Source organism: Pseudomonas sp. NFACC25 (assembly GCF_900100935.1).
Lineage (GTDB): Bacteria > Pseudomonadota > Gammaproteobacteria > Pseudomonadales > Pseudomonadaceae > Aquipseudomonas > Aquipseudomonas marginalis.
In genome coordinates this window covers 104,615-131,296 of the sequence record NZ_FMUC01000004.1, presented here as the reverse complement: position 1 = coordinate 131,296, position 26,682 = coordinate 104,615, and the positions used below count along the sequence as shown (strand labels likewise).

At 60.6% G+C, this 26,682-nt stretch carries 23 protein-coding genes; 5 read left to right on the top strand and 18 right to left on the bottom strand.

The genetic code is table 11. The features are described from left to right. The first annotated feature begins 5 nt into the window (after positions 1–5). A complete protein-coding gene (locus BLQ09_RS11570) occupies positions 6–839 on the top strand; it encodes a metal-dependent hydrolase (RefSeq protein WP_092356791.1) in 834 nt (277 codons plus the stop codon). Here BLQ09_RS11570 and BLQ09_RS11565 read toward each other — a convergent pair. Further along, complete coding sequence (locus BLQ09_RS11565) at positions 836–2,911, bottom strand: EAL domain-containing protein (protein WP_092356788.1); 2,076 nt, start codon at positions 2,909–2,911, stop codon at positions 836–838. The two genes, BLQ09_RS11570 and BLQ09_RS11565, sit on opposite strands and share 4 nt — an antisense overlap. A 287-nt stretch (positions 2,912–3,198) precedes the next feature. Between BLQ09_RS11565 and BLQ09_RS11560 the strand changes: the two genes are divergently transcribed. Further along, positions 3,199–3,528, top strand: a complete 330-nt coding sequence (locus tag BLQ09_RS11560; protein WP_027608599.1) for a DUF6388 family protein — start codon at positions 3,199–3,201, stop codon at positions 3,526–3,528. Positions 3,529–3,536: 8 nt separating this feature from the next. Here the strand turns inward: BLQ09_RS11560 and BLQ09_RS11555 are convergent, their stop codons facing one another. From BLQ09_RS11555 to tssA, 16 genes are read right to left on the bottom strand one after another with little or no spacing between them, the layout of a single operon-like run. Then, positions 3,537–4,379, bottom strand: coding sequence for a serine/threonine-protein kinase (locus BLQ09_RS11555; RefSeq protein ID WP_092356785.1), 843 nt, complete (start codon positions 4,377–4,379; stop codon positions 3,537–3,539). Next, complete coding sequence (locus BLQ09_RS11550; RefSeq protein ID WP_092357246.1) at positions 4,376–5,092, bottom strand: PP2C family protein-serine/threonine phosphatase; 717 nt, start codon at positions 5,090–5,092, stop codon at positions 4,376–4,378. The genes BLQ09_RS11555 and BLQ09_RS11550 overlap by 4 nt, the downstream gene beginning before the upstream one ends. Positions 5,093–5,097: 5 nt before the next feature. Then, a complete protein-coding gene (gene tssM, locus BLQ09_RS11545; protein ID WP_027608602.1) occupies positions 5,098–8,472 on the bottom strand; it encodes a type VI secretion system membrane subunit TssM in 3,375 nt (1,124 codons plus the stop codon). A 15-nt stretch (positions 8,473–8,487) separates the two neighbouring features. Then, positions 8,488–9,351, bottom strand: a complete 864-nt coding sequence (gene icmH, locus BLQ09_RS11540; protein WP_092356783.1) for a type IVB secretion system protein IcmH/DotU — start codon at positions 9,349–9,351, stop codon at positions 8,488–8,490. Positions 9,352–9,356: 5 nt separating this feature from the next. Then, a complete protein-coding gene (tssK, locus tag BLQ09_RS11535) occupies positions 9,357–10,685 on the bottom strand; it encodes a type VI secretion system baseplate subunit TssK (RefSeq protein WP_092356780.1) in 1,329 nt (442 codons plus the stop codon). Further along, on the bottom strand, positions 10,672–11,172 hold the full coding sequence (tssJ, locus tag BLQ09_RS11530; RefSeq protein ID WP_027608605.1) for a type VI secretion system lipoprotein TssJ: 501 nt from the start codon (positions 11,170–11,172) through the stop codon (positions 10,672–10,674). Before tssJ ends, tssK begins: the two co-directional genes overlap by 14 nt. A gap of 5 nt (positions 11,173–11,177) precedes the next feature. Next, positions 11,178–12,362, bottom strand: a complete 1,185-nt coding sequence (gene tagH / locus BLQ09_RS11525; protein ID WP_092356777.1) for a type VI secretion system-associated FHA domain protein TagH — start codon at positions 12,360–12,362, stop codon at positions 11,178–11,180. Positions 12,363–12,378: 16 nt separating this feature from the next. Then, entirely contained in the window at positions 12,379–12,510 is a 132-nt protein-coding gene (locus tag BLQ09_RS31510; RefSeq protein ID WP_081744502.1) for a type VI secretion protein, read from the bottom strand. A 59-nt stretch (positions 12,511–12,569) separates the two neighbouring features. Continuing rightward, the gene (locus BLQ09_RS11515; RefSeq protein ID WP_092356774.1) at positions 12,570–14,102 is read right to left on the bottom strand and encodes a sigma-54 interaction domain-containing protein; all 1,533 of its coding nucleotides are present in this window, start codon (positions 14,100–14,102) and stop codon (positions 12,570–12,572) included. After that, complete coding sequence (locus BLQ09_RS11510) at positions 14,099–16,537, bottom strand: AAA family ATPase (protein WP_092356771.1); 2,439 nt, start codon at positions 16,535–16,537, stop codon at positions 14,099–14,101. Before BLQ09_RS11510 ends, BLQ09_RS11515 begins: the two co-directional genes overlap by 4 nt. 12 nt (positions 16,538–16,549) lie before the next feature. Further along, complete coding sequence (gene tssG / locus BLQ09_RS11505; protein WP_027608609.1) at positions 16,550–17,557, bottom strand: type VI secretion system baseplate subunit TssG; 1,008 nt, start codon at positions 17,555–17,557, stop codon at positions 16,550–16,552. After that, complete coding sequence (tssF, locus tag BLQ09_RS11500) at positions 17,521–19,308, bottom strand: type VI secretion system baseplate subunit TssF (protein ID WP_092356768.1); 1,788 nt, start codon at positions 19,306–19,308, stop codon at positions 17,521–17,523. The genes tssG and tssF overlap by 37 nt, the downstream gene beginning before the upstream one ends. After that, positions 19,298–19,699, bottom strand: a complete 402-nt coding sequence (tssE, locus tag BLQ09_RS11495; protein WP_027608611.1) for a type VI secretion system baseplate subunit TssE — start codon at positions 19,697–19,699, stop codon at positions 19,298–19,300. The genes tssF and tssE overlap by 11 nt, the downstream gene beginning before the upstream one ends. A gap of 14 nt (positions 19,700–19,713) precedes the next feature. Continuing rightward, positions 19,714–21,189, bottom strand: coding sequence for a type VI secretion system contractile sheath large subunit (gene tssC, locus BLQ09_RS11490; protein ID WP_051429442.1), 1,476 nt, complete (start codon positions 21,187–21,189; stop codon positions 19,714–19,716). Positions 21,190–21,217: 28 nt separating this feature from the next. Further along, complete coding sequence (gene tssB, locus BLQ09_RS11485; RefSeq protein WP_027608613.1) at positions 21,218–21,715, bottom strand: type VI secretion system contractile sheath small subunit; 498 nt, start codon at positions 21,713–21,715, stop codon at positions 21,218–21,220. Positions 21,716–21,746: 31 nt separating this feature from the next. Then, on the bottom strand, positions 21,747–23,294 hold the full coding sequence (gene tssA / locus BLQ09_RS11480) for a type VI secretion system protein TssA (RefSeq protein WP_027608614.1): 1,548 nt from the start codon (positions 23,292–23,294) through the stop codon (positions 21,747–21,749). Positions 23,295–23,772: 478 nt separating this feature from the next. Between tssA and BLQ09_RS11475 the strand changes: the two genes are divergently transcribed. Continuing rightward, the gene (locus BLQ09_RS11475) at positions 23,773–24,288 is read left to right on the top strand and encodes an Hcp family type VI secretion system effector (RefSeq protein ID WP_027608615.1); all 516 of its coding nucleotides are present in this window, start codon (positions 23,773–23,775) and stop codon (positions 24,286–24,288) included. 53 nt (positions 24,289–24,341) lie between these two features. Here BLQ09_RS11475 and BLQ09_RS11470 read toward each other — a convergent pair whose 3' ends face one another. Then, on the bottom strand, positions 24,342–25,163 hold the full coding sequence (locus BLQ09_RS11470; RefSeq protein WP_027608616.1) for an aldo/keto reductase: 822 nt from the start codon (positions 25,161–25,163) through the stop codon (positions 24,342–24,344). 106 nt (positions 25,164–25,269) lie between these two features. Between BLQ09_RS11470 and BLQ09_RS11465 the strand changes: the two genes are divergently transcribed. Together BLQ09_RS11465 and BLQ09_RS11455 are read left to right on the top strand one after the other, a co-directional pair. Next, positions 25,270–25,764 carry a DUF1543 domain-containing protein gene (locus tag BLQ09_RS11465; RefSeq protein ID WP_027608617.1) on the top strand — a complete coding sequence of 165 codons (495 nt, stop codon included), beginning with the start codon at positions 25,270–25,272 and terminating at the stop codon, positions 25,762–25,764. A gap of 585 nt (positions 25,765–26,349) precedes the next feature. Continuing rightward, positions 26,350–26,631, top strand: a complete 282-nt coding sequence (locus BLQ09_RS11455) for a peptidylprolyl isomerase (protein ID WP_003208024.1) — start codon at positions 26,350–26,352, stop codon at positions 26,629–26,631. The last annotated feature ends 51 nt before the right edge of the window (positions 26,632–26,682 follow it).

The window sequence follows — 26,682 nt, the reverse complement described above, 5'->3', positions numbered from 1 at the left end:
GAATAATGTTGCCAATCCGCCGCGACCTCCATTTTGCCCTGCCCGCCGAACGCATCACCGACTGGCACGAACAGGGTCCATTCATCACGCATTTCTTCAATGCCTTGTCGCTGCTGTTCCCCCAGGGCGAGCTGTTCTTCATGGACAGCGTGCGCCACTACCGCCAACGCATCGACGACCCGGCGCTAAAGAAACAGATCCAGGGATTTATCGGCCAGGAGGCCATGCACAGCCGCGAACATGTGGCCTATAACGACCTGATGCAAGCAGCCGGGCTTCCGGCGCACACCCTGGACCGTCGGCTTAAATTCATTCTCGATCTGCAGAAGAAACACTTCGCACCGTCGTTCAACCTGGCGATCACCATTGCCCTTGAGCACTATACGGCGATGCTCGCGGAGATCCTGCTGAGCGACCCGTCGCGCTTTGGCGACTCACTCAAGGGCTATCAGCAGATGTGGTATTGGCACGCTCTGGAAGAGACCGAACACAAGGCCGTGGCCTTCGACGTATGGAACACGGTGATCAAACCCGGGCCCAAGCGTTACCTGCTGCGCACCGGGACCATGCTGACCACCACGGTGTTTTTCTGGCTGGTGGTGCTGGATTTTCATGTGCGTCTGTTGATTGCCGACCGCAAGGCGGGTGGGCACCTCAAAGGCTTCTGGCGCATGTTGAAATTTCTTTATGGCCCCAAGGGCGTCTTCCCACGCATGCTGAGGCCGTGGTTGCACTACTTCAAACCCGGCTTTCACCCCTGGGATCACGACAACCGTGCACGCCTGGCGGGTATCGATCGCTTGGTCGAGGAGATCGAACAGACCCAGCGCGGCTACTAGACCTGCGCCATGGCCGCACGCTGGCGCACAAAGCCCTCCAACTGATCTCCGGGCAACGCCTTGCTGAAATACCAGCCCTGGATAATCAGCTCGGCGCCGGTGTTCAAGAAGGCCAACTGCTCGGCGGTCTCCACGCCCTCCACCACCACGCCCAGGTTCAGCGCTTCGCAGAAACGCAGCATGCCGGTCAGGACCTGGGCGCCCTTGGGATCGTGCTGCGCCACCACGAAACTGCGATCGATCTTGATGAAGTCCACCGGGAACTGGTGCAGGTAACTCAAGGCCGAAAACCCGGTGCCGAAATCATCGATATAGACCTTGGCGCCGATGCCCTGCAGTTTCTGGATGTTCTGGCGCGTGGCAGGGATATCGCTGACCAGCGCGTCTTCGGTGATCTCCACCGATACCTGGCCATGGGCCTGGGCGAGGATCTCCACCAGGCGCTCGCCGTGGGCGGCGTCGGTCAGGGTGGCGCTGGAAATATTGATGGTCATCGGCAGGGTAAAGCCGAGTTTCTGCCATTTCTGGTACTGGCGAATCGCCTGGGATGCCACCCACATATCCACGTCCGGCATCAACCGCGCCTGGGCCAGCCATTGCAGGAACTCCCACGGTGAATGCACCGTACCCTGGGCATCGCGGGCGCGCATCAGCGCTTCGCAGCCAGTACACAGCCCGGTGCGGGTCGAGACCTGGGGCTGGTATTCAAGGTAGAACTCATAATCGCTGATCTGCTGGATGCGATTCAGTTCATTGGCCTGGCGCGCCAGCGCCTTGTGGGAAGCCAGGACCGGGTCCAGTTCGCGCAGCCGGCCTTTTTCTTCCAGGCCGCGGAAGGTCATGTCCAGGGACTTGAGGTACACCGTGCCACCTTCGGCAGCCTGGCGATGAATCGCGCGCACATAGGGTGCATACACCAGCGTGCCCAGGCCCAGGAGCGTCACTTGCAGCGCGACGGCCGCCAGGTCGCCATGAGTACTCAGGTAGGCATTGAGCAACACCGGTGCGGTAAACGGGACGCTGGCCACCGCCGGGGATACCCAGCCCAGTTGCACCACGGTAAGCGCCACCATTGCGTTCAACGCAGGCACCAGCAGAAACGGAATGAACAGACGCGGGTTGAGGATGATCGGCAGGCCGAACAGCAGGACTTCACTGACGTTGAACAGCGAGAGCGGCAAACTCGCCACGGCCACCAGGCGCATGGACTGGCTCTTGGAAAACAGCAGGATTGCGATCAACAAACACAACGCACCGCCCGAACCACCGATAAAGGCAAAGCTGCCCAACAGGCCGCCGTTCAGCACATACCTGATTGGCTCGCCCGCTGCCAACGCGGCGCCGTTGAGCACCACGGCCTGGTCCAGCACATCAAACAGCGGTTGCATGGCATAGACGCCGTGAACCCCGAAAAACCACAACAGCGAGTTCATCAGGGTGACAAACAAACCGCTCCCGTAGGGCGACTCCAGCGCATCGAGCACCTGGGGGCCCTGCAGCTGCGCCACATAGGGTATCTGTAACAACAAGGACAGCGCAGCCACCAGCGCCAGGGCGGTAATAGCCCCTGGCACTACCATATTGATCGTGCCTCGCAGGTTGTACCCCACCATGTCTTCATTAACCAGGCGCGTCCAGCGAAAACGGTGCAGCCAGGCCAAGGCCGGTACATTCAGCAGCGGCGAGGCAATAGCAATAAAAAGCAGGAAGGTGGCCGATGCCCGGGGATATTCCCGCAGGATAAACGTCGCCAAGACCACATGGGCCAGGCAAAGGAACGCCACCGGCAATTGCGGCAGGCGGTGCTGGATCGCCAGCATGTAGCCAATGGAGGCGGCCACCAGACACGGGATCACCGAACTGATCTGATTGTGCAACCCCGCCAGGAAGCTCACCACCTGCGGGCTGCAGCCCAACACCCGAGCGCATTCGGACAGGATCAGAAAGGCCGCAGACACCAGCAGGCACGGCAAGATCCACAGCAGCCCTTCGCGGATCGCTCGCAACGAATCGGCACTGGCCAAAGCGGCCAGGCGCTGGGTAAAGAAAAGTTTGAACAGCGTTTGCGCCATGACCCATCCCTCTGCCCATCGCCCGCTGCCCTTGGAAAGCAGGGTCGGAAGCACCGGGGCTAACGCTACACGTCCTGGCACCGGGAGCGAAAGTCCTTTGCCATGGGTATCGGTGAATTTCCAGCAATGAGTGACAGTCAAAGCCGGGTATCTCCAATAGTTTAATTTTCTGGTCTGGACCGGTCCTGGAATCTGCTTCAATACCCGTTATCCGTGTTGCTTGTGCACACACGGCTTGCCCCGGGCCAGAAACCGAGGCCTGGTCCCACCTGATTTGGAGCACGCCCTTGTCACCTCCCGGCGATAACCACCAGCTCGCGCTGGATCGATTCCTGAACGAACATCCCGATGTGGCTGCCGAACTGAACACCCTGAACCCACTGGCCGCTCAGGCCAAGGGTGAAACCCTGGCACAGTACCGCGCCGAACGGCTGCATGAAGCCTTCGAGGCGGAAGCAGAACGCCTGGGTTTGTTTGCCTGGGAGCTGACCCTCAGGCTGACCAGCCAATCCCCTGCTGACTTCGAGGCGCGGCGCCTGGAAGTACACAAGGAAGTTGCCCAGATGGCCGGCTTGAGTTGGACCGAATACTGCCAACTGCATGATTTGGCTGATTGACACCCCCACTACACAAACCAGTAGCGCCGTCGTCTATTCATCGCTTCGCCCAACTCCTCGACGGCAATGGTTCGGCACTCAGGGTCCAGGGCCAGCGCAGAACGCAATGCCGGCCAGCACCGCCGAGGTAATTGCCGAGGCCTGGACAATGGCTGATCCGACTGATGCTCGCCGGGGCGCCGTCCCTGGGCGAGCTCATAGATTACGCAGGCGGCGCCATACAAGTCGGCCCTGGCGGAGATGTTCCCCCCGGCCACCAGTTCCGGCGCCGCATACCCGGGCGTCCAAGCCTTAAAGCGACTGCGACTCAAAGTGGGCAGCCCCGCAGCCTGCTCCGCCTCGGCATGGCCCAGGCCGAAATCGAACAGCCGCACTCCCTGCTCGCCCAGCATGATATTGGCCGGTTTCACATCGCCATGGAGAACGCCCCGCCTGTGGGCATAAGCCAGTGCATCCAACAGTTGCAGGGCGATGGGTTGCAACTCCCGCCACGGCAATCCATCCGGGCACTCCGAGAGGATGCGGTCAAGGGTCCTGCCCTGCAGCAGTTCCATGGTGAAGAACGCCACCTGACGCGGAGTATCGACCTCGAAAGCGTACGTTCTGACCACTTGATCATGCCGCAGGCTCCGGGTCAGGGCGAACTCGCTGTACAGCAATACATGGCCGTCGGAAGATTCGGCAAGCGTATCGCTCAACAACTTGAGTGCCACCCACGCGTCGGGCTCGCCGAACGCCTCGTGCAGCATATCCCGGGCTCGGTAGACCACTCCCATGCCACCGCTGCCCAATAACCGATCCAGCTGATAGCGTCCCGCAAGCAGTTTCGGCGGGCCGGCGACCTCGCTCATGGCTGGACTACCACGGCCGTCAGGTCATCCTGGGCCGCCCCCCGTAGCACGTCGGAAAACAACCGATCCACTACCTGGCGGGGCGGCCCCACACTCAGGGCGCTGCCCAACTCGCCATGGCTGAGCCCCTGATACAAACCATCGCTGCACAATAAAAACACATCCCCAGGTTGGGTAATGAACTCCAGCACCGCCAGGCTCAATGGCTGCCGCCCACCGATGGCACGGGTCAAGGCCCTGGCATCCGGATGCGCCAGGGCCTGCTCCAGGCTCAATTGCTGCTTGTCCATCAGTTGCTGCCACAGGGAATGGTCCCGCGACAGTTGGTACAAACGTCGTCCCCGCCAAAGATAGCAACGGCTGTCCCCGACCCAGATGCAGGCTGCGCGATTACCCTCCAGCAGCAACGCAACCACGGTGCTGCCCATGATGCCGTCGGCAGCTTGTTCCGTGGTGGCTTGCCCCATTTGACGGTCGAGCCGTCGCAAGCAGCATCGTATGGCATCGATCCGTTCGTCAAAGCTGCCCTGGTCGGGCAACGAAGCCAGGCTGCTGATGACCCAGTGGCTGGCCACATCCCCAGCCAGATGCCCACCCATTCCGTCCGCTACCGCCCAACAACCGCGCCGGGGGCAGTCGAGGAACGCATCCTCATTACGCGCGCGCGTCTTGCCTCGCGCCGTTCGCCCGGCGCTGCACCCATCGGCATGCACCTGCCTCACAGTTGCTCCGGCAAACGGAAGGTGCGCCAGTTCGCCATCTGAAAAGGACCAGGGTTGCGATGGCTGTTGAGCAGGAAGGTGGCATGCGTGCCAGCGAGCTCAGCCTTGAGCAGCCGAGAACCCCGGCCGCTCCCAGGCTCACTTTGCATCAGCTCGAAAAACCGGAACAACGACCAGGGACCAGCGTTTTTTTCCATGCCCAGCGGCCGCTCCGCCCCCCGCTCCAGCACCAGGCTGCTACGGCCATCGTCCGCCTCGCCTGGCCACTGGAAAGCCATGGGCACGATCGGGCCATGGCGGTATTCAAGGTGTTGATCACCAATGCTCAGGATCGCTCGGCTGACCGCCTGGTCCAGGCTATAGGGCGCCAGCGTGAAGCGAACCGCCCACTCACCCTGGTCCTCGGTAAAAAACCCCTGGCGAATCACCTGGGCCTTCGTCAGCTGGTCCAGCAATGAGCGCGACAGCGCCAGGCTACGGCCATCCAGGCCGCGTAGACGATAGCGACCGGACTCGGCACTGACAAAGGCCCGCAGGTAGCTTTCATAAAAGCGCGCCATGCCACCCCGCGGCTTGAAAAAGTCCTGGAAATCGCCAAGGGCAACATCACTCTCGGACCGTGGGTTGAATGGGTACCGACGCTGGATCGCCTTGGCGTAAAAGCCATAGACCTCACTTTGGTAACGCTGATTTATATACACATACGCATCATCGAGCAGCAGCCGCCAACTGTCATCGGCAATGCCTTCAAACCACCCCTTGACCGGCAACGGCAGGCGCCCGGCAGCATCCCGCAGATTCCCCAGCAATGGCTGCTGCCCTTCCATTCGTTGCCTGGCCATCATGAATGCCGCCTGCCCTGGGGTAGCTTCGCGGTTATGGGCCGCCAGTTGCAGATGCCATTCATCGAGCAGCCGCAACGCCTGCGTCAGTTCAGCTCCAGGATTCTGATCCGCGTCCAGCAATTGATGCAGGTGCTCGAACCGACGCTGCAGTGCACGCCGGGCAGAATCAGGCTTTGCCTGCCCATGCAGCTGGCTGGGCAGCACGCTGGAAGCGCTGGTCCCGAACTCGCCGGAGGGCGGGCTGAAATCCTCAAGGGGATCGTTGGTCGACAGCAGGCGTGTGTTTTCCCGAACCTGTCGCAACAGCTGCACCAACGGCGACTGCGCAGACGCCAGGCTGGCAAGCCCGTCAGCATGCTGGCTCAGGCTGTCACTTTCCTGCAGGCGCACCTGGCCAATGGCTTGGCTCCAGGTGTCGGCGTACTCACTGAAATAACGTTGCTCGAGCTCCAGCATCAACTGGCGCAAATCCAGGCTGCTGAGGTCTGCGTCCTCCCCAAGTACCCAGTTGTCCTGAACAATGGCATTCACCAGCCGAGAGCCCTGCCTTTCGAAGTACTGCACATACCGCCGGGTATAGAAGCCGGGGATGGGCTGCTCGACCGCTGCGAACCCCCTCCCCTCGGCCAGGCGCAAGGGCTCAAGGTCACGCGCCTGGTCACGCAGCACCCGATAGACCACGCCCGCCAACGACTCGCCGCGCAGTTCCTGGCGGGCCTCGGCGAGCAGCTCAACGTTCAAGGGCATCGCGAAGGGGCGCTCAAGCAGCCGTGCAAAATGTGCATTCAATCGTTTCTGCACCGAAGCATCCCCGGCATAGCGCACAGCCCAATGAACGGCCACGCGCTGCGCCAGCCAAACCTTATCGCGACGCTCGCGAAGACTGAGCATCAGGTAAGCCCGCAGGATGTCCAAAAGCCCCTCGCGGTCGCCAAGGCTGGCCCGTACCTGTTCTTCAAGCATCGTAGATACCAGCGGCAACAACTGCTGGTGCAGCAAGTCTTCATAGGCACTGACCAACAGTGGCCGACTCGCCTCCCCTTGATACAAGCCGCCCCGCTCCACCGCACGGGCCTCCGCCAACGCTGGAAACACTTGGGTCGCAGCCAGGCGGTCGTCCAGCAGACGCAGGAGCACCAGGGTATCGTCCAGACCGGGTGACGCGGGCGGCTGTGGCTTGAGCAGTTGCGCCAGTTGCACCAGCCGCTGGTGATTGATCGAATAACTGTGTGCCCACAGCCACCCCGCCGCGACAATGACCAGGGAGGCGGCCAACGCCAGCAACCCTTGGTGTCGACGGATACGCTGTCGTTCCGGAGTCTGCAGCCCGGCGAGATTGGCCTCGGCAAAAATCACCCGCTTGAACAGGCCCTGGACGAAGTAGGAACGCCTGTCGGCAGTCTGCGCACTCGTCAGGTAAAAGCCACGCAATCCGTTAATACGCTGAAAGCGATGAGAGGAGAACGCAGACTCCACAAACAGGCACAAACGTTCACCGATTTGCGCAGCCTGCCGAGGAAAATCGAGCATCAGCCCGCGACGTTCGATATTGCGTTCCTGATGCAAACGCGCAATCAGCTCTGCTCCAAGGCGTTGCAGAAACGCCTCAAACGCTTCGCGAACCTGGGTGATCGCGGTACCGGCCGGACCTGTTGCCACAGGTTCTCCGAGCAGGGCTTCGGCGCCGTCGCCCTGGGACGCATCGAAGAACTCGACAAAGCCCGGCAACCGGTCAGCCTGGGTCAATACCAGATAGATCGGCACATCCACATGCAGCATCTGCTGTACGTCCTGCAACCGGGTGTGCACGTGGCGCGCATGCATGTCCAGGTCGCGATCATTGCTGCCAAGCAGCGTCTCCACCGCCAGCGTCACCACCACGCCATTGAGGGGGCGAGCCCTGCGCCGCAATCTGAGCTGCTCCAGAAACGTCGCCCAACCGGCCCCATCCACGGCACTGTCAGGTTGGGCCAGGTAGCGCCCTGCGCTCTCGACAAGGACAGCTTCGTCGGCGAGATACCAATCAAAATATTGGGTTGCGCCCGGTGCCATCGCTTCCTCCCGATCAAGTGGGAACTGCGATCCGCAGGCGGCCAGCAGACGGGTTCTGCCGCTGCCCTGCTGGCCAAGCAACAGATACCACGGCAAGTCGTTGCGCCAACGCTCATTGCGCTCGCCATAACGACGGGAGGTTTTCAGTGTGTGCAACGCCTCCTTGAAACGCCCCCGCACCTGCCTCCGCTCTTCGTCAATCAACCCCTTGCGTTGGTGGCGCTCCTGGTGCTGGCGCCGATTCAATCGTGCGGTACGGCGTGAGTCGACCATGACCATCGCTAACCCCCACAGCAGGAATAACCCGCTTATGGTCAACAGACGAGCTGGAGCGCCCTGCCAGAAACGGTGGTCGTCCACCGCCAGCAATGGCCCGAAAAACCACACCAGCAACGCGCTGGCGAACACCACAAACAGGCTCCAGACCCAAGTCTTGCGCAGCGCCGTGCCCACGCCCTTGAAGAATGCGTTCATTCATTGCTCCCAGCGTTACAACGGCGACCGTGTCTGATCCGACGCCAAAGATTGAAAAGGTTGCAGCACCGCCATGCGTTCATTGCCCAATGCCCAGGCAAAACCCAGGTACATGGCCAGCAAACAGGCGAGCGTGAAGACGACGACCCCGGCAGGGGAAAAGATGTGCATCCCGGCACCCGGTGCCTGTGCTGCGGCAGCGGGTACAGGCATCGGCGGGCGCTCACCGCGCACATGCCGGATCTGTCGATACAAGCCATCGCGTACCGCTTCCAACTGCGGCCCGCCCCGCTCCATGACGCGGTATTTACCTTCAAACCCCAGCGACAGGCACAGGTACATCAACTCCAGCATTGCCAGGTGCTTGACGGGGTCGCGGGATAAACGCTCCAGCAGTTGGAAGAATTTTTCGCCACCGAAGGTTTCGTTGTGAAAGCGGCTCAACAGGCTGGATTTCGACCAGTCACTGCGACTGCCCCACGGGGTAGTGACCACGGCTTCGTCAATAACGCTGCACAGTACATAGCGCGCCGACATGACCTGCCTGTCCTCTGCACCCTGGTGCAAGGCATACGCTTCAAACGCCGTGATCCCCGACGACAACCTGTCATTGAGGGCCTGCAAGCTTTCCCGGCCGGAACTGCGCTTGAGTCGAACGACCTGCGACAGGAGTTCCCAGGCGGCGGCCACCAGGATGTTGGGCCCGATCTTGAAACTCTGTGCCCCTTGCAGGCTGGCGGTGTAGATCATCCGGTCTTCCAACCGTTCGAAGCGCGGTGGCGATGGGAAGTCCGTCACCGGCGCCCCTGCGGGCGCGCGACCATCGAGGTCAAGCAGGATAGTTTTTTCGTCCTGCGGGTATTCGCTGTCCATTGTCATGGCATTCAGTTCCTGATGGCCCAGAAATTGAGTTTGAGTTCGGCAAACTCGCCACTGGCGTGGAAGGCAAAACCGCCCGATTGTTCCAGCTGCGTGATATCACGGGCACTGAGTTCGAGCATGAAATAGGTCTTGCCGGCATGGAACGGGATCTGTCGGGGCGCCACCGGCAGTGGCTTGACCTTGATGCCGGCCAGATGCAGATTGACCAGCTCGCGGATGCGTTCCACGGAGCCGATTTTCAAGTGCGCCGGAAGGCGGTGGCGCAGCTCCTCCGAATCGCATTGGGCAGTTGCCGCCAGAATGAATGTTGCGCTACCCAGCAGTTTGAGATCACTCACCGGACAGACCAGCACACCATACTGTCGCGGCTCCAACGGGAGCTCAGTGGCGTGTTGTTCCAGCACCAACGACAGCACGGTGCGAATGCCTTCCATCAACCCACGAAAACTCGCCCCCTGCTCACCATGCTGGTAACGAGTCTCCAGTTGCGCGCGTTTGTTGTCGGTGGCGAACGTCGACAACTCGCCGAGGATCGACAACAACTGCCTGTACAACACCTCCGGACGTACCTGGCTCTGACTCAGGAAGTGACGCAACACCAGCTCGGTTCGATTGATCAGTTGCAGCATCAGGAAATCGCCGACCTGGGCCCCCTCCGCCCCGCCACCTCCCCGGATCCTCGCGGCAATCGCATCGCCTCGGGTGCCCAGCAGACTCAGCACTTCCTTGATACATGACGCGACATAGCCTGAGCCCTGCACATAGATAAACGCCGGTACGAAATCCGCGTCCAGCCGCACGCCGCCCTCGCGGGTCGAATCCAGCACCCGGGCAACCTGGAGTTTCACCTGCAACGTGTCACTGGTTTGCTCCCCTAACAGCAATCGCAGGTCCGGGCGTGCGCAGTTGATCCGGCAACGGGAATCAAAGCCAGCGTTTGAATCAGTGATCTCCGCTTCGCAGCTTACGTAGCGCGCCAGCACATCACTGTGCTCCTGCTGGCGCACTTCCACCTGATTGCCGATGGCCAACGGCAACGCCAGGTAAATGGCTTGCCCACTGGTGTGGGCAGGAACCTGCAACGCCAGTGGCTCCATCACGCTGCTCAGCTCGAACAAGCTGCCATCGGGAAATACACCGCTGGCCTGGTTGACGACCAGCTTCCCCAGATTGAGGTACTGCATATCGACATCAAGGGTCAGGAACCCCCAACCATCAATGCCCAGCAAACGGGTACGGTTGAGTTGCTGGTGGTAGTAACGGTCGTTGTGCTGCAAGTGTTGGGGGCGCAGCAGCATGCCCTCCTGCCACACGACTTTATGAACCTGCATGTCTATCCTCCGACCTCCGGGCTTGAGGGGTAACGACGCGAACCCCGGACTCGTCGAGCATCAGCTCGACACGCGTCAGGCGCTGCCGGGCGACGGGCAGCACAAGCCGCCATTGCACATGGGGCAGGTCCCGATAGGCAGCCACCACCCCGACATAACGACTCTGTGGTTCGACACTGAGCTTCAGCGCCAGCCGCTCACCGGGGCGCAGCTCCAACTCCTCGCTGTTGACCCAGTCCTTGGGCAGCGCCTGCTCTGCGCGGCTATAGAGGGTGAAGAAATCAGCGTTTTCGAACGCCACCGCGTGCCGCAGCTCCAGCAGGCGCACCACGATGGGAGACGGGCGACCGTGAAGGTCGCGGTTGACGCCGTCGCTGGCGCTCAACGCCAGGTCCAGCTTGGTCAGGGTTGAATACGGTGACACGCTGGCACACCCGGTCAGCAGGCCGAGTACAAGCAGCATTGACAGAACGGCAGCTCGATACATGACAGTCATCCCGGATAAGGCGCATGCAGCGTGGCGACCAGGCGCACCTGCTCCGCGTAGGCTTTGGAAAATTGGTTACGCAACAGCTGCTCGCCCAAGGGTTGCTCGTCGATAAGGTGTCGGTAATGGCGCTGGTAGGCCCGCCAGTGGGCTCCATCGGTAGAGAACCTGGTCGGCATGTCCTGGCGCTCGAAGCACAGCAACAGATGGCTTGGTGCAAATGCCTCCACAGCGCCACGTATTGCAGCACGGCAAGCCACGACCAAGGCCAGCTGGTGGATTTGCATTTCCCGGAATGCCTGGGCGACCGCTACCTCTGCAGGCAGCGGGCCCGGCTCACCGAGGCCCAACAGTGAGGCCAGGGCAGACGGGGTATCGGTGCAATCCTTCAAGGGGTTGTGACTCTTAATGGCAGGCACGGTCCAACCGAGGTTCAACTCGCCGTTCAGCTCATCGCGAGTACGCAGACTCTGCTGCAGCCCTTCGATGGTTTGCCTGAACAGACCAGCCACCTTGATCGCCAGGGCTTCGCATGCCTGGGTATCAAGCGTATCCAGGGGCACGCCCATCGCGTCCGCGAACTGCGACCAGAATGGAGCACGACTGGCTGCAGTCACCTGGGCGGGTTGAGTCGAGGCCTCTTCCGTTACTGGCTCGGCCCATCTCGGCACGATCAGGTGATCCCGTTCCAGGGGGCAGTGGGACAGTGCGCAGGCCGCCCTCGCAGCCGAGAGTTTCAGCGCCTCCGGATCCCCGGGTGAGCTGCCATGCACCTGCTCGCTATCGAGTGCTCGCAAGGGGTCAAGCACCAAAAACGCGTCATCCGGAATCGTATCGTTGCCGAAAAACACCTGCCGGCCATTTTGTCTCCCGGGCGCCACAAGTCGTGCACGGATATCCACTGGCCCTAGTTGGTAGACATCACCCTCGCTGATCAGTCGTGCCTGCCCTTTGCACAAGCGCTCCGCGCTGCCCGACACGCCAATGCCATTGCTGCTGATGTCGGTGAAAAAATACTGGCCATCCCGGTAACTGACCAGGCCATGATGACTGGAGAGCAAGCGACTCGCGTCCGGGATGACCCAGTCACAGCCGATCCCGCGGCCGATCACGCCGCCGACGCCGTCGAATGTCTTACAGGATGCAGGCTCACCGCTTCCGGTATTGCACACCTCAAACACTAGTTGCATGACAAGGCTCCGCTGTTCAATCGCTGCGACGTGTCGCCTGGGGGTCACCCAGCGGACGGTAGTCAGCGTCATCAAAAACGTAATTGGCGTTGCAGCCGCTCAACAAGCACAGGACAAGCCCCAAGGATTTCCAAGTACGAAGTGGCATCAGGTATCTCCAATGAAAGTAAGGCTGGCGGCGAAGAGTGGAAGCCATACGTGCACCATTCAGCGTCCCCCTCGGACATCGCCGCCAGGGATGTTCAAGCGTGCAAGGCGGTAAAGCAGGGTGCGGCGTGCTAGCCCCAACTCGCGTGCCGTACGGGTCCGGTTGCCACGGTTCTTGTGCAGGCAGTCGATCAGGAATACCCGTTCAACCCGTTCCAGGCGCTGGCGCAACGTCGCGCCGACGGCAATAGTGGTCGGCCCGGACGACAGGCCCAGGTGTTCAGGCAGCACCACTGCGTCGTCACACAGCAGTACCGCGCGCTCGACCAGGCATTTGAGTTCACGGACATTCCCGGGAAAAGGGTGGCACGAGAGTTGATCCAAGGCCGCAGCAGACCATTCCACCGGCGAGAGCCCCAGTGCCGCGCAGGCCGATTGTGCGAACTGTCGCGCCAACAGCAGCACATCTGCGTCGCGCTCGCGCAAGGCCGGCAATTCGATCGGGAACTGCGCCAGTCGGTAGTACAGGTCCTCGCGAAAACTGCCCTCCGCCACCATTGCAGCCAGATCACGATGGGTCGCTGCGATAATTCGCACATCGACCTTATGGGCCGCATCGGCTCCCAACGGGCGAACCTCGCCTTCCTGCAACACCCGCAGCAGCTTGGCCTGGAGTGACAGCGGCATATCGCCGATTTCGTCGAGGAGCAACGTGCCGCCATCGGCGGCGTCAAATAGCCCCGCATGGTTACGTTCGGCGCCTGTAAAGGCGCCCCTGCGATAACCGAATAGCTCGCTCTCCAGCAGCCCCTCGGGAAAGGCCGCACAGTTCTGCACCACAAAGGCTTTGCTACTGCGCGGCCCGGCAGCATGGATGGCCCGTGCCACCACCTCCTTGCCGGTTCCGGTCTCCCCGCGTAGCAGCACCGTGCAGGGCGCATTCAGCACCTTGCCGATCAGCCGGTAGGTTTCTTCCATGGCTGCGCTGTTGCCGATCAGCCCATACGTCATACGCGCCGAGGGTAGACAAGGCCTGGCCTGGGAGCCGTTGTGCGGCGGACGCACACGTCGCAACAGCGCCAGCTGACTCAAGGCGAAGCTTGCCAGTTGGCTTAACGAGGGTCCGTAGTCCTGGAGCAGTTTCGGCCGCTGGCTGGCGCACAGCAATAGACCGGCAACGGCCTTGTGGCGAGCGAACAGCGGCAGGCATATCAACGAGTGCCAGGGCGTAGCTGTCGCGGGTAGAAAACCGCTTTCGTACACACTGTCGTCCAGGTTATCCACGCTCAGGATACTGGGATGGCCGAGCACGTGACGCAACAGTTGCTGATGCTGAAAGTCTGCGCCGCAAGCACCCTCGCCGAGGGGCAATGCGCCAGGAAAATACTGGGCAATCAAGTCCAGCCGACCCGTGTCCTCGTCCCGCCAATATAACTGGCCGAGTTCGCATTCACTCAGTTGCGCAGCCGCTGCAACACACAGGCCTGGCAACGTTGTCTCGTCACCCTCGATGCCCATTCGGGTGAACCAGGCCAGCAACGTCTCGGCGTAGGCCAGGGGCTGGGGTAAAGGGGCCAGCACATCGTTCATCATTGGCTGAACTCACAGATCGGCAGCCCGTCACCATCCAGGCAGGCGTGGGCCCGCGACAGCGGCTCACCCATCGCCACCGCCCCAAGCAGTCGATCGACCATCTGCGGCAACAGGTGGATCTCGATCCATTGGTCGATGTACCGCGCTCCGCTGTCGCTATGGACGCACCGCTCAGCCATATGCGTGACCAGTTCGGCCGTATAGCTCAAGGCCAGCTTGCGTGACTGCAACCTTCGCCCAAGACGGTCGAGCTTGAGTCTTGCCAGGTCATGCAACACAGCGCCCATCAACGGGTAATAGGGTACGACTCGCATCCGGGCGAGCAGTGCCGGTTTGAAATAGTCGCGCAGCAGAGGGTGAATTGCGTCCTGCAGCACCTGTGTGCCAGGTCGTCGGCCGCCTGCACATAAGTCGATAATGCAATCGCTGCCCAGGTTGGAAGTCATCAGGATCAGCGTATTGCGAAAATCGATTTCCCGGCCTTCGCCATCGTTGACCAGCCCCTTGTCGAAGATCTGATAGAACAGGTTCAACACCTCCGGGTCGGCCTTTTCGACTTCGTCGAGCAGCACCACCGAATAGGGGCGCCGGCGCACGGCTTCCGTCAGCACTCCGCCCTCTCCATAGCCGACATAACCGGGAGGTGCGCCAATCAGCCGAGACAGGGCGTGTTTTTCCTGAAACTCCGACATGTTGAGGGTGGTGACAAAACGCTCGCCGCCATACAGCAAATCACCCAGGGCCAAGGCCGTTTCGGTCTTGCCTACACCACTTGGGCCTACCAACAGAAACACACCGACCGGCGCATCGGCCTTGTTCAGTCCGGCAGCCACCGCGCGCAGGTTGCGGTCGAGCGCCTGTATGGCAGGTTCCTGGCCGAGAATGCGCGACCGCAGCGCATCGGCAACCCCCAGCACCGATGCACTGTGCTCAAGGGACAGTTGTTCAACCGGAATGCCGGTCCAGGCGCTGATGACCTGTGCCACCAGTCGCGGGCATACACGCAACGGCTCCGCCAACGCGCGCTGTTCCAGCCAGCGCTGCTCCTGAAGTTGACGCTCACTCTCGACAGCCGCCAATCGCAGGCCCAATGCTTGTGCAGCCGGCTCATCCATTGGCAATCCGGCGTCCCTGTCTCGATTCAGCGAGTCGCGCTGCCGCGAGCCTTCAGCGTGCTCGGTACACAGGCGCTCCAATGCCTCGGGCACCATTATCTGGTTGATTCGCGCACGTGCGCAGGCGGTGTCCAGCACATCCACGGCCTTATCGGGCAACTGACGCCCTGCCAGGTAGCGGGCGCTCATCTGCGCCGCCGCGACGACGGCATCGTCACGTATATGCACGCCATGGCTGGATTCGTAGGCCGGGACCAGCCCGCGCAGGATCGAAGTCGCCTGTTCAACGCTGGGCTCGCCAACCAGCACAGGCTGGAAACGCCGCGCCAAGGCAGGGTCTTTTTCAAAGTATTTCTTGTATTCGGACCACGTGGTGGCAGCGAGGGTACGCAACTCACCGCGGGCCAGGGCCGGCTTGAGCAGGTTGGCGGCATCGCCGGCACCCGCCTGGGCACCCGCCCCCACCAGGGTATGCGCCTCGTCGATAAACAGAATCACCGGTGTCGGCGCGGCATTCACTTCGTCGATCACGCCTTTGAGACGCCGCTCGAACTCGCCCTTGATGCTGGCACCGGCTTGCAGCAGTGCCATGTCCAGGGTCAGCACACGCACACCCTTGAGTGGCTCCGGCACCTGCGAGCTGGCGATGCGCAGGACAAGGCCTTCGACAACCGCGGTCTTGCCCACCCCGGCCTCGCCGACAAGGATCGGATTGTTCTTGCGCCGCCGCATAAGGATGTCGATCAGTTGGCGGATCTCACCCTCGCGACACAGCACCGGGTCGATACGCCCTTCCTGGGCCTGGCGTGTCAGATCATGGGTAAAGCGCGCCAGCAGTGACTCGCCGCCTGCTGCCGGGCAGACGTCAGGCCCCTGGTCCAGCACAAACCCCTGTATACGCTGTGCATCCAAACCGCTCAACAACGCGTGATAGCCGGTACCCGCGTGCTGCAGCGGGTGACGCAACAACGCCAGTAACAGTGCACCGTGGTCCACGACGCTCTGGCGCAACTCCAGATGGGCAACCATCAACGCCTGTTGCAACCACTGCACGAGGGCCGGGGCGAACACCGGATTACGCGTGGCACTTGCCTGCCCCTTGGGCTGCAGCGTTGCTTGCAGCGTCTGCGCCTCGATCCCGGCGTCGGCCAAGGCTCGTATCAAGAGCCCCCTGGGACGTTCCAGCTGGGTCAGTAGCAGGTCTTCCACCAGGACCTCCCTGCCACCTCGCGTCACGCAACGTTCGGCCGAGCGCTCCAGGTCCTGACGGACTGCGGGCGTCAATGTCAGGATCAGCTGTTGCAGGTCTACATTCATCATGGTCATTAGTCCCTAGTGAGCATTGCTGGCCACGATGACCGCACCATCGGCGCACTCGTGTGCCAGCCAAGTGGTCCACCCCAGCCTGCAGACATTGTGTTCACCCACGTGCAACGGCCTGAGCGCCTCCTTGGCCAGCACCAGCCGCAGGTCATGCTCCAGCGGGTCTCGTGCAGCCAGTCGCACCAACGAACACAGCAGTGGATACTCCGACCCCGTCGGCAAGAAACCATGGAAGCGCTGCCAATCCAGATCCTGTATATGCACCCGGAACTTACCGTTGCAGTCGGTGATCCGGCTTCCCAGTACCTGGTCGAAGCCCAACAGGCTGTTGGCACAGCCAAGCTGGTTCAACTGCGGGGGAGCAATGGCAACCGTGCGTTCCACCCATTGCTCTATAAACATGCGCTCATGCCCGAAGTAGTAACGCAGCACTGTTTCGATCACCGCCGCCGAGTGCGCCCGCAGGCCAAGCAACCCCAGGTAGGGCAACAGTCGCTTGCAGTCCAACTGCGCGGCGGTACGGATGCGCTGGCCCCTCAACCCGATCAACGCAAACATCTGCTCGGAAAAAGCATCACGCGCCTGCGCCTGGAAACACGCCTGGTAGCGGTATTTGCGCCAGATCGGCAGCATCAGCCGTTGCAGACGATGGTGAAACAGGTCCAGGAAGTCTCGAGTCGCGTGGCCGCCCGCTCCATCGGCACTCGCCTGCTCACCGTAAAAGGCCGGCAAGGGTGAACCTGCGCCGCAGAGGCCCAGGACATTGAGGCGAAGACGCGCACGCAATTGATCGTGTTCAACAAAAAACTCCAACCGGTCAATATCGTGACCGGGAAAACCAAGACCCGGGTTGGCCTGAAACTCCAGCCGCTCATAGAGTGCGTTGTCATCCAGTAGCGGATGGGCATCGCGCAGGCGCTTGATCACCTGCGAAATCGCCTGGAACAGCGAATATTCACGGATGGCACGGCACAGTTGCTTCAAAGCAGGGGCTGCTGCCCCATCTGAGGTGGCCATAGGTACACATCTCCTTGTGTGCTGATGACACGCAGCTCGTGGTAGGCATTAAGGCTGGCATAAAGCGCGAAGAACTCGTTGAGCACCGAGGCGAACAAAAACGCTTCGCCCGCCCCCAGGAAACCTTGGGAATCAATGCTCAGGTCGACCCGCCCCCCTCGAAGCGGCATGCCCCGGTGCAAGCGGTCGACGGCCGTATGGCTGATGGATCGCAAGGCCCCCAGCCTTCTCTGGCTGACCTTTTTCGCTTGCAGATCGTGGTAACGCGGCACGTCATAGGTTTCGAGGACCACCTTCAAGACATTGATGTCGCTCAGTGACAAATAGTTGAGCGACATGTTGCTGATAAGTCGCCAGAGAAAGTCCTGGTCCAGGGGCGGTGCGAAACTCGCAGTCGGTGCGCAGATATTGCGAAATGACAAGCCCTCCGGTGTCTGCTCACAGGGCTGATTGATTTCCCCTGCCTGCAATTGCCGAGGCAGGTTGTGATTGGTGCATGTCAGCTCGATCGACAGCGTTTCCTGGGTATGCCCCCGCCCGCTTCCGAACCCCAGCCAGGTATCGAGCCCGGCATGATGCGCCGAAGCACGCTGACGAATGCTGTAGCTGGTGGGCGCTGCCGATGCATCGATAACGCCGTCGTGCTCAAAGGATTCAAACGGTACGTACGCCTGATACCCCAGCCCGCCGGGGCGCCAGCCCGTGACCTTGTCGACGGAAAATACACAGGCGTTTGCGCGCGCATATTCCCCAGGAATCAACAGGTATTCGTCCTGCTTGCCGTCCAGGCGAATCGGCACCGCATCATGTTTGAACAGGTTGACGATGGGCGTGCAGTACAGCCTCACGTTGTCCATCGTGGGGTATCCGGTTGCCTGGCACCGGGTGCGTAACTTGAAGCACAGCCTGACGCTGCAGATTTGCTTGAGTACGTCCTGGGGCAACCGCTGCAACGCATCCAGGCCAAGCACATCGACGAACAGGTACTTTTCAGGAAAGGCGAAATACTCCTGCAGATGGCGGTATCCACGAAAGGTATTCTGCGGATAAGGCATCAGCGCATGCTCCTCCGCGAACCCCACCGGACTGACCTGATCGCCACCCAATCGCAACAGCAGGGGCTGGCCATCAGCCCCGCTGACCGCAAGCCCATCACCGCCCAATGGCAGCAACTCGATACCCTCAACCTCGCGCAACAGGCTCAGGTACAACGCTTGACTGATGTAGCGGTCTCCCGACAAATGCAGGCGCAATTGATCGAACGCACATTCGCTGAAATTGCCTTCGCCGCCCATGTCCAGGCGCAGGCTCAGCAACGCCTGCTCTCCCTGGACGCAGTACTCCAGCGCGCTCAGTTGCAGCGGCAAGATGCAGGTGGCGTAGCAGGTTCGAAAACGACAGCGGTCACCATCGACCGCAGCGCTTTCGACCGGTGTATCCCGTGCGACCATCACACCGGGCCCCGCATGTTTCAACGGCTCGAACTGCAGGATACTGAACGCAGGTAGGGGCCGCATGTAGTTGGGCCACAGCAGGTGCATCAAGGAATGAGTCAGCTCAGGCAACTCGTCATCCAGCTTCTGGCGCAGGCGACCGGTGAGGAAAGCAAAGCCTTCCAGCAGCCGCTCCACATCCGGATCCTGACCGGCCTCCCCTAAAAAGGGCGCGAGAGCAGGATTGCGCTCGGAAAAGCGCCGCCCGAGCTGTCGCAACGCACTGAGTTCGCTCTGGTAATAGTGGTTAAAGGACATCAGGCAAGACCTCAACCTGTCCAGCATCCTGCAGGCGCGCGGTGAACACCACGGGCTGCGTCACCCCGTCGACGCAGAGCGTGGCGTCAATGGCAAACGCCAGCGCCAGAGGATCGTCACCACAAGGCAACGCCCTCACGTGCGTATCCTTCAAGCGGGGCTCATAGGCCCGGATAAACCGCTCGATCAACAAGCGCGACTGGCTCAATGACTCATGCAGACTCTGGCTCATGTCATTGAGATCCGGCATACCGTAATCCTCCAGTGTCTGCACGCTGCCAGCGCGGATGCTGAGCATCTTTCCCAGATGAGCTGCGACGGACGTCACGGCACATGATGATTTTGCGGCCGGACTTTCAAGTCGCTCGAAGAGGTTTTGGTTACGCGTCATCCCTTGGCCCCTGCTCATTCTTTGTCGAGCTTGCCAACCAGGGACAGGGTGAAATCCGCCCCCATGTATTTGAAGTGCGGTCGCACACTCAGGTTGACGCGGTACCAGCCAGGCTCGCCCTCGACATCACTGACAACGATACGTGCCGCCCGCAATGGCCGCCGCCCACGCACTTCGGCACTGGGGTTTTCCTGGTCGGCCACGTACTGGCGAATCCACTTGTTGAGCTCCAGCTCCAGGTCGGTACGTTCCTTCCACGAGCCCAGTTGCTCCCGTTGCAGGACCTTGAGGTAATGGGCCAGGCGGTTGACCACCATCATGTAGGGCAACTGGGTGCCCAGGCGGTAATTCAGCTCGGCCTCCTTGCCCTCGGCACTGATGCCGAAACGCTTTGGCTGTTGCACCGAGCTGGCGGAGAAAAACGCGGCATTGTCACTGCCCTTGCGCATCGTCAAGGCAATGAAACCCTCTTGCGCCAGTTCGTATTCGCGACGGTCGGATACCAGCACTTCAGTGGGAATCTTGGTTTCGATTTCGCCCATGCTGTGGAAGTGATGCAAGGGTAAGTCCTCCACTGCGCCGCCGCTTTGCGGACCGATAATGTTCGGGCACCAACGAAACCGCGCAAAACTGTCGGTCAATCGTGTGGCAAAGGCGTAGGCGGTATTACCCCAAAGGTAGTGCTCGTGGCTGTTCACCACGGTTTCCCGGTAGGCGAAGGTCTTGACCGGACATTCAAGGGGATCGTAAGGCGTGCGCAGCAGGAATCGCGGCACCGTCAGCCCGATATAACGGGCATCTTCGCTCTGGCGAAAGCTATGCCATTTGGCGAACTGCGGACCTTCGAAGTGATCCCTGAGATCCTTCAAGTCAGGCAGATCGGTGAAGCTTTCCAAGCCGAAAAAAGTCGGCCCGGCGGCCGCGATAAACGGTGCATGGGCCATGCAGGCGACCTTGGAAGCGTATTGCATCAGCTTCACATCGGGGGCGCTGGGGGAAAGAAAGAAGTCAGCGATGATTGCGCCCACAGGTTGACCGCCGAACTGACCGTACTCCGCACTGTAGACGTGCTTATAGAGCCCGGACTGGGTCACCTCGGGTGAGTCTTCGAAGTCATCCAGCAGGTCTTGCCGAGAGACATTCAGCAGTTCGATCTTGATGTTTTCCCTAAAGTTGGTGCGCTCGACCAACAACTGCAGGCCTTTCCATGAGGATTCCAGGGCCTGGAAGCGCGGGTGGTGCAGAATCTCATCCATTTGCCGACCGAGCTTCTCGTCAATCTCCGCAATCATCCGGTCAACCAGGTGTTTCTTGACCGGTTCCCCGCTGTTCTGCGGCTTGATCAGCTCTTCGATAAATGCCGAGACGCCACGCCTGGCTATGCCGTAGGCCTCATCATCCGCACTCAACAGAGTCTGGGCGATGATGTTGTCGAGAATGCTGTGCTCGTCAGTGATGAGTACGGGTATCGAGGTGTGTTGAGTCGTCATGGCGCCAGTGTCCTTTTACTGAAGAATGTCAGGCGGTCCGGCCGCTCAGGCCCAGCTCCGCCAATACTCGGGCACGGGATTCGTCGTCGGCCAGGGCCTGTTCGATGGCTTTGCGAAAGCTCGGCGTGTTGCCCAGTGGTCCCTTGAGCGCCATGAGCGCCTCACGCAGGGCCATCAGCTTGTGCAACTCGGGGATCTGCTCCACCAGGTTCGCCGGGTTGAAATCCCTCATCGAATTGATTCGTAACTGGATGGCCAGGTCTTCGACCTCGGCGCCGTCCTGGAGCCGATTGGGGACATTCAGCGTCAGGCTCAGCGCCTGTTTGGCCAACACCTCATCGAGGGTGTTCTGGTTGAGGGCGATGGGCTTGCGATCTTCAAGCTTGCGCAGGTCCTCACGCTGGGTGAAGTCCCCCAGCACGAGGAGTTTCAACGGAAGCTCGACTTCTTCCCGCACACCGCCGACGGCGGGTTTGAAGGTGATATTGATGCGTTCCTTGGGTGCTACCGAACCTTCTTTGGCCATGGTAAATCTCCTTTTCAAGCGGCTCGTAAGCCTATTCAAGTACCGCTTCCAGATCGAAGAGGCACAGCCTGCGGTGGGTGTCTTCCTTGCGCTCGCGCACGGCATGGTTTTGTGGCAGCAGGTCGCAGCAGCGGTGCAAGAGGCGTGTCACTTGAAACGCCAGCTCCGGCTCCCAGCGCTCCAGGCCCGAGCGCTGCAGCTCGAAGTCCAGTTGTTCGAGCTGGATCTTCGCCAGTTCATGTTTGCCAGCGTGTGCACACAAGCGCGCCAGGGCCAACCGCCAATAAAAGCGGGCGCGATCGCTGCGAGCGGCATGGAGGCCTTGATTGAGCTCATGTACCGCGGCTTTGAGCCCATCCTTGCGCAGCCGCGGTAGCACATCCTGCAAGGCGATCTCCCAGGGCTCGGCATCGCCCCCCACGCGGGGCGCCTCAGGGGTTTGCAGGTAATGGGAGACATGCAGTGCGATCCAGTCGCGAGTGGCGTCGTCGGCAAAAGGAACGCCCCCTTGAAAGCGAAACGCCGGCAAGTCCGGCAATCGTTGCAACAGCAGGGCGAAACTCACTTCCAACTCGCTCATGGCCAGTTCCGCCTGCTGGGCTTCCAGGCATTGCCAGAGCATGTACAGCCCGTCGAACCAGAACATCGCACCTGAGAGGCCGGCCTCAAGTTCAGGCAGCAGCTCGGCGTGATGGCCTTGGGCAAAACGTTGCTGGTAGTACTTGAGTCTGTCGGGGGCAGGCCCGCACAACGCGGTGACTCGCTCACCGTTGGCATCCGGATAGCGGACGATTGACAGCCAGGCCAGCGTTCGACTCAGGTGCAAGGCCCGTAGGTCGGCGGCGTCCTGGCGTAACCACCAGGCACACAACGGACGAGCTTGTTCCTGCAAGGCATACAGCAATTCATGCGCGTCTTTTTCGTTGTTTACCGTCGGTTTGGCCGTTGAGGATGGCGTAGCAGCGGGTTGCACTTGCGCAACGGCGGCGTTCAACCCGGCGACAGGGGGATGGCCTTGCACAGCAAGCGCCAACCACTGCTCCAATTGTTTGCGAATCGGCAGCAACAGCGGCGTGTCGCCTCCCAAATGTGCAGTCCAGAGTTCATCAAGGCGCGTGAGGTGTTCAAGCATGGACTGGAATAGGGGTTGCTGGTCCTGAACCGACAGGTCTTGGACAAGCAGTGTCTCAAGGCGCAGGACCAGCCAGCCGAACGCCGCGCCGCGGGTGCGCAGCTTTCCAGGGTATACCGCCGACCAATGGTGCTCACACAGATGGCGCAGCAACCCGAGGCCAGCCAGCAGTCCGGCAAAGGACTCGCGGTGGTACAGCGCCCAGGTCAGCCAGACGGCCACGCGCAGATCCTTGGACTGCTCACGCAACAGGCATTCGCTGATTTCCAGGAGCTTTTGCCAGTCCGGCTGGCCGGCGCCATGCATGGACTGCATCTTTGCCAGTTCGGACTCCAGGGTTTCATATTCATTTGAATAGCGCATATCACTGCCGGCAAAGTTCGCTGGCAAACAGGGCTGCCGGGCAAGCTCGAGGTAATAAGCGCAGAGTTTTTCTGAATGGACCATTTAGGAGCGCACTCGACTATCCAAGGCACGAGAGACAAACTAAGTGCATTTAACTTTCACACCAGATCGCCATGAACCCTTCGCTTGATTCGCCGCGAAGTTCGTAAACCTTAGCCACGACAATAACATCCAGCAAGCAACAGGCTCACACTTAAGACATTTCCTACACACCCCGTAAACCAAGGCATATGCAGACTTTTGCGCAGCTACAGAGATGTAGTTCACCTAACCCCAGCGGAAAACCAACTACTAAGAGACGTAGCAATATGAGCAACTAAATGCGCACTTATGCGCAAACACTTTCCGTAAAACAGCCAAAAAAACCATAATACCCGTTTAAACCAAACGCCTATATCCACAGCATGCCAAGTCCGTATTGGTTCCCGCACTTTCCGGCACGCTTCTTGTAATAACCACATTCCCAACCGGCACGATTAACCGTTGGAACTACTTCATCAATCAGACAAGGAAACCCGTCATGCCAACACCCGCGTATCTTTCCATCACCGGTGTCAAACAAGGTTTGATTACGGCAGGCACATTTACCCAGGACTCGGTAGGCAACATTTATCAGGAAGGTCATGAAGACCAGATTCTGGTCCAGGCCTTTGCTCATCAAGTAATCATCCCCCGCGATCCGCAGTCGGGTCAGCCGACGGGCCAGAGGGTCCATAAGCCGCTGATGATCAGCAAGGTCTTCGATAAGTCATCGCCCTTGCTGTTCAGCGCATTGACCAGCGGTGAAGAGGTCAAATGCCGACTGGAGTGGTTCCGCACATCATCGGCCGGCACCCAGGAGCACTACTTCACGATAGAACTGGAGGGCGCGACGCTCGTGGACATCCAGTCCCGCATGCCCAATTGCCAGGACCCGGACAATGCCCACTTCACTCACCTGGAGGATGTGTACTTCACCTATCGCAAGATCGTGTGGACCCACGAAGTGTCGGGCACATCCGGATCGGATGACTGGCGCAACCCGGTAGCGGGCTAAGTCGGACCTGAGCAGGAACGGGAGCCAGGGACGGCACCGTTTCTGCCAGGCAACTACACCATCGCCAAGGGATGCTTGCGCTTGGGTGCGCCGAACACCCGGTCGATGGCATCCAGGTCGTGCTCATCGAGCACCACCTTGGCGGCGGCCGCATTGAGCCGTACATGCTCCGGGGTGACCGCCTTGGGAATGGCGATCACACCGTCCTGGCGCAGCACCCAGGCCAAGGCAACCTGGGCAGGCGTGACCTCGTGGCGGCGGGCGATCTGCTTGAGGGTCTGGCTGGACAGCAACGCCCCACCCTGGGCAATCGGGCAGTACGCCATCAGCGGCAAATGGTGTTGTTGCCACCAGGGCAACAGGTCGAATTCGATCCCGCGCTCTTCGATGTTGTACAGCACCTGGTTGGTCGCGCAGGCCGGGGATGCGAGCTCCTGCAGGTCGGCCACATCGAAATTCGAGACGCCCCAGCGGCCGATCTTGCCGGCCTCACGCAGGCGCTCGAACGCTTCGACAGTTTCTTCAAGGGGGTACTGGCCACGCCAATGCAGCAGATACAGATCAATGTAGTCCGTGCCCAGGCGCCGGAGGCTGGCTTCACAGGCACGGGGCACGCCTTTTTGGCTGGCGTTGTGCGGGTAGACCTTGCTCACCAGGAACACTTGGTCACGCCTGCCGCTGATGGCTTCGCCGACGACTTCCTCGGCGCCACCCTCGCCATACATCTCGGCGGTGTCGATGAGGGTCATGCCCTCGTCGATCCCCAGTTGCAATGCCGCGACTTCAGCGCGGCGCCGGTCCGGGTCTTCGCCCATGCGCCAGGTTCCCTGGCCGATGACAGGGACGGGAACACCCGCCAGATCAATGGTGCGCATGACAACCTCCTGATGAGTTCGCGAATTAACAGTGTGGCATTGACCGGACAAAAGGGTTCAATCGAAGTATGGTTGCCCTTTGCCAAGTCGCCAGTAAGGACCTGCAATGCTGTTTGTCGTGATGCTAGGGGGCAAGCACCCACGGGCAAGGATTGAAGTGCACGATGTGGTGTTCGCCGTAGCAGACACCCTGGAAGGCACCTACCCGCAACTGCGCGAGGGCTGGTTTGGCAGCCCAAAGGGCGTGCATATCGATTCGTGGATGGCGGTGGACGGCGTCGACGGCTGGAAAGTCGAACTCAGCCACCTGGCCCCCGCTGCCGACGCCCATCACCTGTACTTCATCAACCTTGGCGGTTATGAAACCAATAGCTTTGGCGAGGCCCACCACTACCTGCTGGTGGTCGCCCGCAACAAACGGGAGGCGGCCAGCAAGGGCAAGCAACAAATGCTGCGCCACTGGTCCCAGGCCCACACCGACGGCGTGATGGATATCGACGACTGCCTGCCCATCGACCTGGTGGACGGCCGCTACCTTCACCTGATGCAAGGCGCCCATCGGCCGATCATTCAGCAGAACGACTATATCGTCTTGAATTGATGGAGGCTTATTCGACCTGACATCAGATAACTCCAGCAACGTCAGACGTAACACTGCTGTTGCTGTTGCTGTTGCTCTTGATCTCAGGCGCCCCGTCAAACACGCTGGCCGAACGCAGGCTTGAATCCGTGGGTAACCCGGCAGGACGCCGGGTTAGCCGTCCTGGGCCAGGGATGGCCCATGACGGCGGCCCACGGAGTCAAGCCGGAGTGAGGGCACACCGAGCCTAGGCGAGGTGCCGAGTGTTGGGGCAAGAGCCCTTTGCTTACTTTGGGGCTTTTCCAAAGTGAGCCGCCGTAAGGGCGGAACCCTAGGTGGCCGTTACCGCAGCAACGGATATGTACTCGGTCTGATCCCAAATCCTGGTCGGCCATCAGGCCGCCATCGGGAGCAAGTCGAATCGTCGCACCGCCCCTCCCACATGTGATCTCTATGCATCAGGTAGATACCAGCCTGCTCTGGGTCTCACTCCATCACGCCAATACCCAAGCCCAACGCCCCAACCTGAACCCCAGCGGAACTTTGCCAGGAAATAACCGCCTGAATCCGGTACGCTCACCGTTTTTACTCAAGGAGTTAATCCCCATGGCCAAAGCCACCGCCCGTCACATCCTCGTTGCCACTGAAGACAAGTGCAACGAACTCAAGGCCCAAATCGAAGGCGGCGCCGATTTCGCAGAAGTCGCCAAAGCCAACTCCAGCTGCCCATCCAGCCGCCAGGGCGGTGACTTGGGTTCGTTCGGTCCAGGCCAGATGGTCAAGGAATTCGACACCGTCGTCTTCAGCGCCCCGGTCAACACCGTGCAAGGCCCGGTAAAAACCCAGTTCGGCTACCACCTGCTGGAAGTCACCAGCCGCCAGGACTGATCCCGTCCGCGCTGCTGCTTGAAACAACGGCCCGCCTCTTGGTGGGCCGTT

Coding starts and splice junctions, on each gene's coding strand:
- tssF (WP_092356768.1), bottom strand. CDS start 19,308: ATGTCCTTTAACCACTATTACCAGAGCGAACTCAGTGCGTTGCGACAG.
- tssK (WP_092356780.1), bottom strand. CDS start 10,685: ATGCAGGTTCATAAAGTCGTGTGGCAGGAGGGCATGCTGCTGCGCCCC.
- BLQ09_RS11515 (WP_092356774.1), bottom strand. CDS start 14,102: ATGATGAACGATGTGCTGGCCCCTTTACCCCAGCCCCTGGCCTACGCC.
- tssG (WP_027608609.1), bottom strand. CDS start 17,557: ATGGCCACCTCAGATGGGGCAGCAGCCCCTGCTTTGAAGCAACTGTGC.
- BLQ09_RS11565 (WP_092356788.1), bottom strand. CDS start 2,911: ATGGCGCAAACGCTGTTCAAACTTTTCTTTACCCAGCGCCTGGCCGCT.
- tssE (WP_027608611.1), bottom strand. CDS start 19,699: ATGACGCGTAACCAAAACCTCTTCGAGCGACTTGAAAGTCCGGCCGCA.
- BLQ09_RS11570 (WP_092356791.1), top strand. CDS start 6: ATGTTGCCAATCCGCCGCGACCTCCATTTTGCCCTGCCCGCCGAACGC.
- tssC (WP_051429442.1), bottom strand. CDS start 21,189: ATGACGACTCAACACACCTCGATACCCGTACTCATCACTGACGAGCAC.
- BLQ09_RS11510 (WP_092356771.1), bottom strand. CDS start 16,537: ATGATGAATGTAGACCTGCAACAGCTGATCCTGACATTGACGCCCGCA.
- BLQ09_RS11555 (WP_092356785.1), bottom strand. CDS start 4,379: ATGAGCGAGGTCGCCGGCCCGCCGAAACTGCTTGCGGGACGCTATCAG.
- tssA (WP_027608614.1), bottom strand. CDS start 23,294: ATGGTCCATTCAGAAAAACTCTGCGCTTATTACCTCGAGCTTGCCCGG.
- BLQ09_RS11470 (WP_027608616.1), bottom strand. CDS start 25,163: ATGCGCACCATTGATCTGGCGGGTGTTCCCGTCCCTGTCATCGGCCAG.
- icmH (WP_092356783.1), bottom strand. CDS start 9,351: ATGACAATGGACAGCGAATACCCGCAGGACGAAAAAACTATCCTGCTT.
- BLQ09_RS11465 (WP_027608617.1), top strand. CDS start 25,270: ATGCTGTTTGTCGTGATGCTAGGGGGCAAGCACCCACGGGCAAGGATT.
- tssM (WP_027608602.1), bottom strand. CDS start 8,472: ATGAACGCATTCTTCAAGGGCGTGGGCACGGCGCTGCGCAAGACTTGG.
- tssJ (WP_027608605.1), bottom strand. CDS start 11,172: ATGTATCGAGCTGCCGTTCTGTCAATGCTGCTTGTACTCGGCCTGCTG.
- BLQ09_RS31510 (WP_081744502.1), bottom strand. CDS start 12,510: ATGCCACTTCGTACTTGGAAATCCTTGGGGCTTGTCCTGTGCTTGTTG.
- tagH (WP_092356777.1), bottom strand. CDS start 12,362: ATGCAACTAGTGTTTGAGGTGTGCAATACCGGAAGCGGTGAGCCTGCA.
- tssB (WP_027608613.1), bottom strand. CDS start 21,715: ATGGCCAAAGAAGGTTCGGTAGCACCCAAGGAACGCATCAATATCACC.
- BLQ09_RS11475 (WP_027608615.1), top strand. CDS start 23,773: ATGCCAACACCCGCGTATCTTTCCATCACCGGTGTCAAACAAGGTTTG.
- BLQ09_RS11455 (WP_003208024.1), top strand. CDS start 26,350: ATGGCCAAAGCCACCGCCCGTCACATCCTCGTTGCCACTGAAGACAAG.